This is a genomic window from Undibacterium sp. Ren11W (genome assembly GCF_049340485.1).
In the GTDB taxonomy this organism is placed as follows: Bacteria; Pseudomonadota; Gammaproteobacteria; order Burkholderiales; family Burkholderiaceae_D; genus Undibacterium.
Map to the genome: position 1 here is coordinate 179,779 of NZ_JBMPPB010000003.1, position 12,372 is coordinate 192,150.

The following is a 12,372-nucleotide window of genomic DNA, read 5'->3' on the forward strand; positions in this document are numbered from 1 at the left end:
AGTTCCGCCTTTATTTAATGGTGAGTAGCCAAGCGATCACATCCGCCTTTTCTTGCGCGCTGCACTCTCTGGAAAGTACGTCTTTACAGTTACGCTTGAACCATTTTTCCGACTTTGCGGCATCGGTAAAGCGATTGATGTTGGCAGCCGGTGCCAGCGGCTCTATCTTTTTTCCGGTCACTATATGTTCTGTTACCTTGTTCGGTTGTGTCGTATGGCAACTGGCACAGCTCCATTCTTTGCCATGCTTGCTGTTGAAAAATTGTTCGCCACGCACGGCCGATGCTTTGCCAGAAAGCGCCTCATACGACTTTTGCATGTCGACCGGGCTATCGGCCCAGGCCAGACTAAATGCAAGACTAAATGCCAGCATTAAGAAAGAGAATAAAGTTTTTTTCATGATTACTCCTAGTTAAAAAAGAGCCGACATCATTGGTGGCAACGTCATCATAGTGTGCGCTAATTCTTAAGAGCTTCTTATCAAATGGGAACACCTAGAAATTTAAATTGATGGCCTTTTTGTCGAATGTCAAACATCTGGACGAATAGACCAAAAAAACTTGTGCAGCATCGCATCTCTAGGATTATTGCTCCACTATATGTTGCGCGGCCGGCGGGCGCGCTTGGACGCGACGTAGGCGTGCGTGGTGGAGTAGACCTCACCAGTAATCTGATGGGCTATACCATGCGCGATCCGCTCAAGCTAAAGAACGCTACGCCGACTTTGTTACTCAGAATAATTTTGGAGGCAGCCCGCTCACGCGTATTCCATGCGGTTTTGCAGCCTGCATAGCCGGACAGGCGCATGGAATATGCGCGTTGGGCCAGTGCCATGTTGAAAGTTCAAAACGCCAGAGATGTACCAACCGCGGCGATAGATTCCAGGCCGATTAAAACTCTCTGGCCTTGAGCACCACTACCCAGATATGTATATCCTCGCCCTTATCTTGGCGCGCGATTGCCGCTTGCATTTCGGCGACCGCAAAGCCATGCTGAACGGCCAGACGCTGCAGATAGCCGGCGCTATGGGCGTAACGGTGCGAAGCTTGCAAATGAAAATCGTCAGTTTGCGTGGCGCTGCCCTGTTCTACCGAAAACGCAAACAAGCCGCCGCTACGCAAAGCCAGGCTGGCACCGTAAAATACCGGTGTTAAGTCGCCCAGATACACCAGCACATCGGCCGCCGCAATCAGGTCGAAACGCGCTTTCTGCTGCAGCAAGTAGGCACTCAACTCCGCGCACGTCAGCTCATCGTACAAGCTGGTTTGCGCCGCTTGCTCCAGCATTTTTTCCGACAGATCGACGCCGCGGAGGCTATGTGAATAAGGCCGCAGATACGGCCCGCACAAGCCGGTACCGCAACCGGCATCGAGAGTAGCGAGTTGCTGCGCCGGCCGCTGCCGCGTGATTGCCGCATCCAACAAAGCGGGCAGCTGATAGCCGAGCACCGTTTGCAGATGCTGATCAAAATGTCCCGCGTACTGATCAAACAATTGCCTGACGTAGGCAGACGGTGCGGTCGCTGGCGTGGCACCGACGCCTAGCGTGGCCAGCAGGTAATCGAGGTGAGATGCGTCGCCACCGCAGGGCAGCGCTTGCTGATACGCTGCGATCGCTTGCTGCGGCTGTTCCAGTGCGCGCCAGACATTGCCGCAATATTCATGCGCCTTGGCGTAATCAGGACGGATTTCAAGCGCATGCTGATAGCTATCGAGCGCCGCCTCGTACTCTTGCAATTTATGCAGGGCGCTACCACGATTGCACCATGCTTCAGCGTAGTCTGGCTGTAGCCTGAGGGCGCTCTCATAATAGGTTATGGCCGCTTCATACTGCCGCAGGCTATGCATAGCAACACCGCTGGCGCATAGCGCTTGCGGATAGCGCGCTCGCAGTTGCAGGGCCTGCTGATAATCGTCCAGCGCCGCTTGCGATTGGCCTAAAGCCTGGTAGCACAGACCACGATGGTAGAATGCTTCGGGATAATCGGGCGAGATCGCCAGCGCCGCGTCGTAACTAAGTAGTGCGGCGTCTAAGCGGCCCAGGATGCGCAAGGCATTGCCACGATTATGTAGTGCCATCGCATAGTCGGGCTTGAGAGCGATAGCGCGCTGGTAGCTGGCCAGCGCAGCCTCAGACTGGCCCAAGTCTTGCAGCGCCGCGCCCAGATTGCAATGCGCTAGCGCCTGGTTGGCGTCGATTGCCAGAGCCTGACTAATTAACTCAACAGCGGCCTGCGCCTCACCGTTTTGCCTGGCGACTACTCCCAATAAATGCAGGGCATCGAAATGCTGCGGTTGTCTTGCCAGCACCTGCCGGTACAGCCCCGCCGCCTGCTGCAAGTCGCCCGCTTGATGCAGAGTCAGAGCTTGCTGTAGCAAAGCTGCGATGTCGCTCACGGTCGCTATTACTTAACGTTGAGCAGTTCTATATCAAACACCAGATGGGTATTCGGTGGGATGCCGTTAGAGCCGTTGGTGCTATAGGCAAGGTAACTAGGAATGATCAGGGTGCGTTTGCCGCCAACCCGCATGCCCTGCACGCCCATATCCCAACCCTTGATGACCTGGCGCGCACCCAACATAAAGGCAAATGGCGCACCGCCATTACGCGAGCTATCAAACTGCGCACCGTGTAAATCGGGCGCTTTATTGTTATAGATCCAGCCGGTGTAATGCACTTCTACATTCGCGCCATAAGTAGCTTCAGTGCCGGTGCCGACCAGGGTATCGGTCTTGATCAGGGAGCTGACGTTTTTAGGTGCAGCCGGCTGTTCAGCAACGACAGCACTGGCGGCGCTGACCGCACCTGCAGCAGGATTATCTTGCGCCCGCAAACTAGTGCTGACGAGGGCGCTAGCGCAGACGAGGCCAGAAAAAAATAGACTAGATTTCATTTAAATCGCTTTCAAAATGGGCATGCGGCCTTAACAACTAAAATTGCATGCGCATTTTACCTCTCATGCGGAGGGCTTGCCAATCAGGTGCTGGCGTGTAGCGAAATATGGCTGAGATTTTTACTTCAGTGATCCAGTGAGTCTGTGAGTCTGTGAGTCTGTGAGTCTGTGAGTCTGTGAGTCTGTGAGTCTGTATAAAAAAAATTACCGCATGCGGACTAAAACCAGCATACGGTAATGTAAGTTTAGTTGAGCTCAGCGCGATTATTTTTTACCGATCCCATGTGCCTTATCGAGACTCTTACGCAGGATGCTAGCCCAGCCATCGGCAATCGATTCGGCCTCGCCAGAATTTATGACACTATTACTGATACTTAAGCGTCCACTACTGTTACGCGCTTCCTGCCGATCAACGATGCGGGCCAGCACTGCGCCGGTTTCTGAATCATAAAGCTCCAGCACCAGGGTCATTTCACCCGCCGATACGGTATAGGTACGGCTGCGGCCTGCAGTCATCGTGTCAGGGGCGTTAACGTAGAGGTTAATGATGCTCGCTTTGACGCGCAAAACATCGGCAGCGGCGTCGTTGACAATTTTGTAGCCATCCTTGGCCTGCAAGGTTTTGGCAAACCGTTCATAGACCACTTTAGCGACCCCACTACGAATATTTTCTCTTTCCTCGGCGTCGAGTTTAAATCTGCTACCGGTGCGAGTCGGGTCCCAATTGCTGCTAAACGACACCTCGACTGGGTCTAATTTGATCTGTGTGTAAGCTGCCAGACTAGCGCCCGGCTTAGCATAGGCCAGATCGACGCCTTTCAACTTGGTTTGCTGCAGTCCATCATGACTCATCACCTCATCGAGTGCCTTATTACTCGCTGCGAAAGAACTTGCCGTTACCAACATCAAAGAAAGAAAAACGATCTTACATGGGAGAAAGCGCTTATTCATAGCCATATCCTTGTGTTATGTCCTGTTGATTAATGTGCCGTTTTTATGTGCTGGTCGCCAGGTTGCTGCATACGCCGATCTAGTCACAAGCAAAAATATAACTCCAGCCATTCACAAACTCAAGTCATGTTTTTCAGATGCGCAAATGCCCTAAGGCATGATGCATAGTATTGAGATCCATACCCATCAATCTACTAAAGATAGCAGCTACCACTGTGCCGCATGTGTCCCTAGGGGCGCTGGCGGCTTATCAAAATACGCTGGCGTTGCTGCCATCTGCTCGACCGGTCTCACTGCGCTGATCTGGCCGTAGGCGCTGTCGCTCACTTGTAAGCTGGCGGCAATTTCGGCCGGGCTTAGTTCTGCCGCATTTTCGTGCAAGCCGCGTCTGGCCATGCTCTGCAGCCAGTGCCCGGTTTGCGCCAGCGACACCCTGACTTGCCAACTGCCGCCTTCTTGCGCGCGCCTTTGCAGCGCCAGCATGGTCGCGAACGCCGCCAGATAACCGGTGGCATGATCGAGTGCCTGGCAGGGCAATTTACCCGGTCCGGCCAAGCCAGCCGCCTGCCCTTCTTCAAACGCGATACCGCTGGCCGATTGCACCAGACTATCGAAGCCACGCCGCTCGGCCCACGGCCCGACATGACCATACGCCGACAGGCTGACGTGAATGATGCCCGGGTACTGCTGCGCCATCTCCTGCGCTGAGTAACCGTACTCGGCTAAAGCACCGGGGCGATAGGCCTGTAAAAATACATCGGCATCCCGCAGCAAATGATGCAACTGCGCCCGTCCATTATTCTCACGCAAATCGAGTTGCGCCGAACGTTTTCCGCGTCCGGTATCGATTACCAGCGGCGTAATATTCGGCAGATGGGCGGCGCTAATCGCCAACACGTCGGCACCATGTTGCGCCAAGCTACGCGCCGCCACCGGTGCCGCGATGACACGCGACAAATCAAGCGCCTTCAGCCCGCTCAGGGGCCGCGCATTGTGTAATGCAGAAATATCGGAAAAAGGCCGTGGCGCTGCATCACCTATGCGTTCAATTTCAAACAAGGGTAAGGCTGCAATCGCCCTCGTCTGAGCATGCGCCTGCCACTCTTGCGGCGTGCGTATCATGGCCGCACACATCCCCGCGCTAGCCAGTTGCGCTTCGAGTTCGGCGGCCTGCCAGCCAGCGATCGCTTGCGCCACGGCATCGCGTTGATCAGCGCATTGCAAGAGCTTAAGCACGCCGTCGCGATGCTGCGGAAAATTCGTATGCAATTGTATCCAGCGCCCATCACCACACTGGTAATAGCCAGCGATCGGGCTCCACAGATCGGTGGGCGCTTGACCATCTATTCTCAGATAACGCTCACTGCGAAACATCGCCAGCGCATGTCTTTGATCTATGCAGACTTGTTGCAAGGCGCCGCTGCGACTATGCCAGATCTGCGCCGCCATCAAGGCTTGCGCCGCGATACTGGCCGAGGCAAGATCACCGACCTGAAACACCGAAGGCAATTGTGCGCTATCACCGGTAAATTGCAGATATTGTAAAAAATCAGGATCGGCCCCGGCGAATTTCCAGAGCGATTGCAGTGTGCTCGTTGCTGACATATTCTAGACTCTCAATGACAATCAATACGTTTGAGAACTGTGTCACTCAAGCCCCGCAAAATACAAAGTCGGTGCTTAAGCTGACCCGTTTTAAGAAGTGTAGCAGCGCCTGCCCGCTCACGCATATCCCATGCGGCTTTGCGGGTAGATGCCGCCAGCAGGCGCATGGCATATGCGCACTGGCGCTGCCTGTTTTAGAACTCTATTTAGCCAGTGCTTGATAGCGCGTGTAGAAGCGTAAATTGGCGCGGTGCATGGGTACGAAAGAAAAACTGCCAAATCCATGTTGCTGAAATAATTGCTGGATATTCGCCTTGTTAAAGATCGCCAGATGTTCGGTAGGGCGCAGCTCCGACCATGAAATCAGGTCCGTCTTAGAGACCCGGAAATGACCGGAATCGGGTGTGGTAAAAAACAGGATGGCGTGCGGATTCAAGACCTCGGTCAGGGCTTGCATAAAGCCGTGCAGATCGCGTACATGTTCGATCACTTCGGTACAAAACACGATATCGAATTTTTCACCGCGGGCGGTAAACGCTTCTAAAGTCTCGTTATAGAAACGGCAGTCTGGCCAGAGTTTTTTGGCATGCGCGATGGCGCTGGGGCCGACGTCGATGCCGACCGCATCACAACCCATGGCGTGCGCGGCCGACACCATGCTGCCAACGTTACAGCCGATATCGAGAAATTTTTTTCCTGGTGCCAACAGACGCAGTAACCAGACTCGCAAGCGAAAACGCAACCATTTTTTTCTGGGATTAACGACACGTTCGGTGTACACATAATTTTGATAAAAGACTTCCAGCTCTTTATCGGTCGGATGTGGCTCTATACGTATCAGACTGCATGCTTTGCATTTTACAAAAACTGAACCCTGTTTTTCGCCTACTGGTGAAGATTCTATCTGTCCACATAAACTACATTGCGCCATCGAGTACACCTTTTCATCATCCAAAGAGTCATCCGCTGATACTGATACCGATACAAATCAAACACCTGTAAATTTGTGCAGATATCATACCTTCTTGAGGATGATTTTACGACTTTGACGAAGCAACAACTAGTAGAAAAGGCGCACTGATACAACAAAATACAATTTAGAGCAAACGCATTTGTTGCGCCGCCGCCCGCAATTCGGCACGAAAATCCGGGTGAGCAATGGAGATCATCTCGGCGACTCTTTGTTTGGCGCTCTTGCCGCGTAATTGCGCGACACCAAACTCGGTGACCACATAATTGATGTCGTTTTTACCGGTAGTAACGTGGGTGCCAGGGCTAAGGGTAGGTACGATACGGGTAATGCTGTCGTCCTTGGCGGTCGATGGCAGCACAATAAAAGCCTTACCCCCATTAGAACGATTGGCGGCGCGCACGAAATCGACCTGGCCACCGGTGCCTGAATATGGCACTGGGCCCAGACTCTCAGAGCCGCACTGTCCCAACAGATCAATCTGCAAGGTGGCATTAATCGCCATCAGCTTATCGTTTTTTGCGGCCAGATAGGGGTCGTTGGTAAAGTCGACAGGATGAATTTCCAACGCTGGATTTCTATCCATCATCTGATACAATTTTTTTGATCCCAACGCAAAGGTGGCGATCATCTTACCCGGCATATAGGTTTTCTTGCGGTTGGTGACAGCCCCGCTTTCCAGTAGAGTCAGGATGCCGTCGCCTATCATTTCGGTATGGATGCCCAGATCGTGCTTGCTGGTTAATTGCATCACCACCGCATCGGGAATCCCACCGTAACCGATCTGCAGTGTAGCGCCATCATCTATCATGTCGGCCACATACTTGCCGATCGCTTCCTGCACCGGGCCTATCTTGGGCAGACCGACCTCCATCACCGGCTCGCTACTTTCGACCAGGGCTGCCACCTGTGAGATATGCACGTGGCAATTGCCGTAGGCGAAAGGCACATTGGGGTTCACCTCCAGCACCAGTGCGCGCGCTTTGGCCACTGCCGCCATGGTGTAATCGGCACCCAGGCTCAGTGAAAAATAGCCGTGATTATCCATAGGAGAAGCCATGCTGAACACCACATCAGCGGGAATCTGGCCGCGCTGTATCAGACTAGGCATTTCGGAAAAGTAGCTGGGAATAAAATCGATCCAGCCAGCCTGACCGCCGGCGCGCGAAGCGGCACCGTAAAAAAATGCCACATGCCGCACGTGTTCAACCGTCTCAGGATCAAAATAGCCAAACTTGCGTACCGCCAGAATCTGACCAACCTTGACATCACGAAAGCGCAAGCGCTGCTCTGACAAAGCCGTCAGCAGCGCGGGCGGCTCGCCGACACCGGTAGGAACAACGATGAAGTCGCCATTCTGAACCTGGCCTATGGCATCTGCCGCGCTACAAAGTTTTTTACGGTAAAGCTCTTGAACTGACACGCTACGCTCCCTGTTGAACTTTCAGTCAAATACCGACTGCGACAACGATCATAGGCGCGATAGCCGTGCTGCGCAGTCATGCGAATGACATTTAAGGAGATATTTACTTGCGACGTGCTACAACTTACTTGCCAGAGTGCTGGCTAGTTGCAGATAGCTGTCTCTTTGTTTCTGTGTGGAATTGAGCATAGGGCCAAACACCCTGGATTGGCGTACTTTGATGCCGCAAAATTCCAAAGTGGTGACTTGCATCTGCGCCACCGGCGACATACGGTACACCCATTTGAAATACCAGGGCGGCGTATCCATCGTCACTAAGATATGCGCACTGCGCCCCTTCAAGAGTTTTTCTTGAAATGCGGAGCCGGGGCTAAATTTAAAAGCAAAACCTGGCAACAATACCCGGTCTAGAAAGCCCTTAAGTAATGCTGGCATACCACCCCACTAGATCGGATAAATCAGGCATAGGTGTTCGGCCCATAGGAGGTCTTGCTGTGCTTGCAGTAGATCCGGCTCTAGTGCTTGAACTTCTTTATAGCCTTGATGCAGAACAGGGTCAAACGTCAAGTCTGCCAGGCGCAAAACTTTAATCTGGTGTCCGGCGGCTTGTGCTGCAGATGCATAGTTGTCAGCCAGAGCAGCGCAAAAACTGCTGTGTGCTGGATGACCAAGTATGACGAGTATTTTTTTGCTCATGGCATAAGACTCCTGCAATGAAAAAAACTCAGGATAAGTCTGCCCCTAAGGACAGAGTCAAGCACATGTTGATCTATTTTTTGAAGAATTGCGGTCAGACGATTGCGACAAGCTGCACGGTGCTTCGTGCTAGCACTTTGCCACCTCGCCCGCCAGACAAGAAAGTATCTCTAGATTGATCTCGTCCAATTGCTGATACAGGCTAGTGAGTCTGCGTATTTCTGCCTGCACTGCAAGTCGTTTTTGCAGTATCTGCTGGCTCAGCCCTAACCAGTCTGGCTGCCCTGCCTAGGTGGAAAACGTAGCAACCATTTCAGATAATGTAAACCCCAAAACCTGGGCTTGCTTGATCAGCTTGATCTGCGCCAATTCTTGCGCACCATAGCTGCGATACACACCGCTGCGCGCTACCTTGCCAAGTAAGCCCAGCGCCTCATAATGGCGTATCGCCTTAGGCGTTGCGCCACTTAATTTGGCTAATTCACCGATATACATAGAGGCTCCGGAGTGACACGACTAGTGCAAATCAGGAATCCGGCAGAGATAGCGCCAGGTCCTTAGTGTTTAGTCGATGCTGACTAATTCCACATCAAACACCAGGGCAGCATTAGCGGGAATTGTCCTATAGCCTTGGGCACCATAGCCCAAGGAGCTAGGTATGATTAAGGTACGTTTGCCGCCTACCTGCATGCCGGGTATGCCTTGATTCCAGCCAGCAATCACCTGACCACCGATAGTGAAACTGTATTTACCGCTATCGAATTTTGCACCATGTAAATCTGCCGCCTTCACGTCATACAGCCAGCCCGTGTAGTTAACCGTTACCTTGTTATTGGTATTGACGGCGACACCGGTACCGACCACGGTATCAATGGTTTTAAGTGCGACGACGGCAGACGAACCAGAAGTATCGACCACGGGCGCACTGGTTGTGCTGCTACCGCCACCACAGGCACTGAGGCCTAAAGACATACCAGTAGCTAACACGAGAGTAGCAAGCCTGGAGTAGGAATATGAAAGTTTCATTGTGCTTTTGGGATAGAGGTAAGAGTGGGCGATTATAGTGTGCTCACGGAGCGTGGGCAATCGCTTTCGTTGGCACTTCATTTCAGAAAAACCATGCCCCTTAACCACTAAGTAAAATTGAGTCCAGCGCTACCAGAAATAAAAAAGCCATCCGACTTAGTCAGATGGCTTTTTCTCAGCTTCAGTATGCCGCAGAGATTACATCACGCTACATTGGCGCATTTCACATTTAGCGACGAAATGACTACCATTGTCGCAAGCCATGCGATATACCTCAACAGATCCCTTAGGTGTCATCAAGCCAGCGCCTTTACCACCAACGCAACCTGCCTGTTTTGCCATTTTCTCCACCGTCACCGAAGAAGCGCCAACACGAAATTCTACATTTTGCACCATCGCGTTATTGTTTGATGTGCTGCTAGCTACCATCGGTGACTGGCTATAAACAGCAGCTTCCACTGGCACAATTATCGTTGCTTGCGCTGGAGCGATTGCTGGTACAACCTCAGCTTTAGACGAAACGAGCGGTGCACTAACTGCAGGTGAACTGACGACCGATTGCTCCAGAGTTGGGGCTGCGGTTACTGCGTGGGTTGTCGCTGGTGCCAACGCATTACCGTAATTTGCAGGGATACCAGACACTTGGCCGCGTAATTCAGGCGCACTGAGTAATGCATTCTGCATTTTCCGCAATGCGTCCTCCGTTGCGCGCCTCCCACTCATAGCAAAATCTGTTTTGAATTCATCAAATTCCGCCGCCCCCTCGCCACGCACGGTAGTCTTTAAAACCGTATTTCCCACAGCATCTGTAATGTTGCAGCTTAACTCAGCACTAAATTTTGTTGGCGGCCAAGTAAACGGGCTTGGAGATGACGAGTCGGTAACTAATACTGGAGAAATAATATAGCTCACACTATTTTTACTAATTGCTGCGACATCATTAAGTGTTTTTAACTTGATGACGTTGGGGAAAACACTGGACAACATTTTATAGAATCCTGTTTCTATGTCGCGGTAAGGTTGATAACTTACTTTATCGCCGCCGCCACCGGGAGTAATGACAGCCTTAGCAAGGACATCATCAGCAATGTAATAAGCCACATTTTTATTGATGGTCTGATTACTTGTATTTATCCCGATTTTTTCAATATTCGGTGAAATAACGATAGGGTGTGCGCAACCTGTCAGCACAGCAAAAACAAGGATAGAGCTAATTAAATTTGAGATACGCATGAGAATTATTTCAATAATGGATATGGGATATTATTTGATTGCCTGCACAAACGCAGCATCTGAATAAAGCAATGCCAGCAACTTTTGAACTGCAAAGGTGTATTCCTGAATAGCTTTTGGTAGTGCTACAGCGCCGGCAAAAGCAGACGGAAACTCATGCTTTATCGATTTCACTTGGTCATAGCTTACTTTGCCATTTTGTTTGACAAAAAAACGCGCTTCAATGGTAGTTGAACCGACGCTAGAAACACTCGCATCGATGTCGTTTTTCAGCAAAACGCCAGATATCTCCGAAATGGCATTTGGAGATATTTTTTTGGCGATGGTCAGCTCTTGCTTGAGAGCTTCTGCCAAGTAATTTGCATATGAATTCTGATAAGGCGAAGAAAGAGACGAGCCACGAATCGAGATAGGATTAGCATTTCCTGGAGCTTCTTTCGAACTAAATTCGCCAACTTTAACAACAGACGTTCCAGAATTTTTTAGTAACTGGACGTTATCTACAGATAAATTATATTGTGGTGCCATGACTGAACAACCAGTATTCAATACCACAATCAAAAAGGCAGTTAAAACAACGTTAAATCGAAACATGTATTTCCTTTTTTGAAAGCTTCATCCTGCCATGATACTTGCAAAACTAATCTATGTCTCACTGTGTGGTAACGGAGTTGAATTTAGATCAATAATTATTATATTATTTATTTTTCACTCTCGTTGCCTAGATTACCCGATTCGGTATGCACGAAAAATTTATCCAGGCAGGTCCGATAGAGACCTACAACCTTTAACTTGTGTGAACGTTGAACAACACAGCAGTACCCGCCAAAACTAGGCATAATGAGTGCCCACTTAGACCTCAACACTAGCGAGAGCACGCCATGATAGAAGTTCACCATTTAAGAGAATCACGTTCGCGCCGCATTACCTGGATGCTGGAAGAGCTGGGGCTGGAATATGAAGTGATCAATTACGATCGCGACCCGAATACCCGTCTGGCACCGCCAGAGCTAAAGAATATCCACCCTTTGGGTAAGGCACCGGTAGTGCGCGACGGTGGCGAGGTCTTGATCGAATCGGGTGCGATTATCGAGTATCTGGTGCGCGTGTATGGCAAGGGAAATTTCTCTCCCACCATTGGCACTAGCGATTACAACCGCTACGTACAGATGCTGCACTATGCCGAAGGCTCGGCCATGCTGCCTTTGATGCTGAAACTGTATGTGGGAATGCTGGGTGAAGCTGGTGCACCGCTACAGCCTCGCATACAAAGCGAGCTGAAAAATCATCTGGGTTATTTGAACAGTGAATTGGAAGACCGCAATTATTTTGTCGGCAGCACGCTCACCGGTGCCGATGTGCAAATATCCTTCATCGCCCAGATGGCGGTGAAAGGTGCGGGGCGCGATGCCTATCCAAATCTGACGCGCTTCGTCGATATGCTAGAAGCACGTCCAGCCTACCAAAGGGCGATTGCCAAGCACGGCGCCTAATCGTATATGAATGGCAATTTAATGCCAAGGGAACTTCTAAAAAACCTTTAATCGGGATGCGGCGCAAACCGGAGCAATACGT

The 12,372-nt window shown here is 51.1% G+C and carries 13 protein-coding genes and 1 pseudogene; 1 reads left to right on the forward strand and 13 read right to left on the reverse strand.

Annotation, left to right across the window (positions count from 1 at the left end; genetic code table 11):
* Nucleotides 1-10: 10 nt before the first annotated feature.
* From ACO0K8_RS09570 to ACO0K8_RS09630, 13 genes and pseudogenes are all read right to left on the reverse strand, one after another.
* A complete protein-coding gene (locus ACO0K8_RS09570; RefSeq protein WP_422946422.1) occupies nucleotides 11-400 on the reverse strand; it encodes a DUF1924 domain-containing protein in 390 nt (129 codons plus the stop codon).
* Nucleotides 401-678: 278 nt separating this feature from the next.
* A complete protein-coding gene (locus ACO0K8_RS09575) occupies nucleotides 679-834 on the reverse strand; it encodes a hypothetical protein (protein WP_422946423.1) in 156 nt (51 codons plus the stop codon).
* A gap of 56 nt (nucleotides 835-890) precedes the next feature.
* On the reverse strand, nucleotides 891-2,396 hold the full coding sequence (locus ACO0K8_RS09580) for a tetratricopeptide repeat protein (protein ID WP_422946424.1): 1,506 nt from the start codon (nucleotides 2,394-2,396) through the stop codon (nucleotides 891-893).
* A gap of 8 nt (nucleotides 2,397-2,404) precedes the next feature.
* Nucleotides 2,405-2,893, reverse strand: coding sequence for an FKBP-type peptidyl-prolyl cis-trans isomerase (locus ACO0K8_RS09585; protein WP_422946425.1), 489 nt, complete (start codon nucleotides 2,891-2,893; stop codon nucleotides 2,405-2,407).
* Nucleotides 2,894-3,157: 264 nt separating this feature from the next.
* Nucleotides 3,158-3,844 carry a DUF3313 family protein gene (locus tag ACO0K8_RS09590; protein WP_422946426.1) on the reverse strand — a complete coding sequence of 229 codons (687 nt, stop codon included), beginning with the start codon at nucleotides 3,842-3,844 and terminating at the stop codon, nucleotides 3,158-3,160.
* A 207-nt stretch (nucleotides 3,845-4,051) separates the two neighbouring features.
* Entirely contained in the window at nucleotides 4,052-5,449 is a 1,398-nt protein-coding gene (locus tag ACO0K8_RS09595) for a CoA transferase (RefSeq protein ID WP_422946427.1), read from the reverse strand.
* Nucleotides 5,450-5,651: 202 nt separating this feature from the next.
* The gene (locus ACO0K8_RS09600) at nucleotides 5,652-6,404 is read right to left on the reverse strand and encodes a class I SAM-dependent methyltransferase (protein WP_422946428.1); all 753 of its coding nucleotides are present in this window, start codon (nucleotides 6,402-6,404) and stop codon (nucleotides 5,652-5,654) included.
* A gap of 142 nt (nucleotides 6,405-6,546) precedes the next feature.
* On the reverse strand, nucleotides 6,547-7,842 hold the full coding sequence (locus ACO0K8_RS09605; RefSeq protein WP_422946429.1) for an acetyl-CoA hydrolase/transferase family protein: 1,296 nt from the start codon (nucleotides 7,840-7,842) through the stop codon (nucleotides 6,547-6,549).
* A 117-nt stretch (nucleotides 7,843-7,959) separates the two neighbouring features.
* Nucleotides 7,960-8,538, reverse strand: a pseudogene (locus ACO0K8_RS09610) (NAD(P)H-dependent oxidoreductase).
* A gap of 288 nt (nucleotides 8,539-8,826) precedes the next feature.
* Nucleotides 8,827-9,033 carry a MerR family transcriptional regulator gene (locus ACO0K8_RS09615; RefSeq protein WP_422946430.1) on the reverse strand — a complete coding sequence of 69 codons (207 nt, stop codon included), beginning with the start codon at nucleotides 9,031-9,033 and terminating at the stop codon, nucleotides 8,827-8,829.
* Between the two features lie 69 nt (nucleotides 9,034-9,102).
* Nucleotides 9,103-9,510: an FKBP-type peptidyl-prolyl cis-trans isomerase gene (locus ACO0K8_RS09620; protein WP_422946431.1), complete on the reverse strand. Its 408-nt coding sequence runs from the start codon at nucleotides 9,508-9,510 to the stop codon at nucleotides 9,103-9,105.
* Between the two features lie 252 nt (nucleotides 9,511-9,762).
* The gene (locus ACO0K8_RS09625) at nucleotides 9,763-10,797 is read right to left on the reverse strand and encodes a hypothetical protein (RefSeq protein WP_422946432.1); all 1,035 of its coding nucleotides are present in this window, start codon (nucleotides 10,795-10,797) and stop codon (nucleotides 9,763-9,765) included.
* Between the two features lie 30 nt (nucleotides 10,798-10,827).
* Nucleotides 10,828-11,391, reverse strand: coding sequence for a hypothetical protein (locus ACO0K8_RS09630; protein WP_422946433.1), 564 nt, complete (start codon nucleotides 11,389-11,391; stop codon nucleotides 10,828-10,830).
* Between the two features lie 287 nt (nucleotides 11,392-11,678).
* Here ACO0K8_RS09630 and ACO0K8_RS09635 point away from each other — a divergent pair, with 287 nt between their 5' ends.
* The gene (locus ACO0K8_RS09635) at nucleotides 11,679-12,290 is read left to right on the forward strand and encodes a glutathione S-transferase family protein (protein ID WP_422946434.1); all 612 of its coding nucleotides are present in this window, start codon (nucleotides 11,679-11,681) and stop codon (nucleotides 12,288-12,290) included.
* Nucleotides 12,291-12,372: the final 82 nt, after the last annotated feature.

What these genes read in the sequence shown, in the direction of transcription:
- ACO0K8_RS09570 (WP_422946422.1), bottom strand. Translation starts at nt 400, where the DNA reads ATGAAAAAAACTTTATTCTCTTTCTTAATGCTGGCATTTAGTCTTGCA.
- ACO0K8_RS09575 (WP_422946423.1), bottom strand. Translation starts at nt 834, where the DNA reads ATGGCACTGGCCCAACGCGCATATTCCATGCGCCTGTCCGGCTATGCA.
- ACO0K8_RS09585 (WP_422946425.1), bottom strand. Translation starts at nt 2,893, where the DNA reads ATGAAATCTAGTCTATTTTTTTCTGGCCTCGTCTGCGCTAGCGCCCTC.
- ACO0K8_RS09590 (WP_422946426.1), bottom strand. Translation starts at nt 3,844, where the DNA reads ATGAATAAGCGCTTTCTCCCATGTAAGATCGTTTTTCTTTCTTTGATG.
- ACO0K8_RS09595 (WP_422946427.1), bottom strand. Translation starts at nt 5,449, where the DNA reads ATGTCAGCAACGAGCACACTGCAATCGCTCTGGAAATTCGCCGGGGCC.
- ACO0K8_RS09615 (WP_422946430.1), bottom strand. Translation starts at nt 9,033, where the DNA reads ATGTATATCGGTGAATTAGCCAAATTAAGTGGCGCAACGCCTAAGGCG.
- ACO0K8_RS09620 (WP_422946431.1), bottom strand. Translation starts at nt 9,510, where the DNA reads ATGTCTTTAGGCCTCAGTGCCTGTGGTGGCGGTAGCAGCACAACCAGT.
- ACO0K8_RS09625 (WP_422946432.1), bottom strand. Translation starts at nt 10,797, where the DNA reads ATGCGTATCTCAAATTTAATTAGCTCTATCCTTGTTTTTGCTGTGCTG.
- ACO0K8_RS09630 (WP_422946433.1), bottom strand. Translation starts at nt 11,391, where the DNA reads ATGTTTCGATTTAACGTTGTTTTAACTGCCTTTTTGATTGTGGTATTG.
- ACO0K8_RS09635 (WP_422946434.1), top strand. Translation starts at nt 11,679, where the DNA reads ATGATAGAAGTTCACCATTTAAGAGAATCACGTTCGCGCCGCATTACC.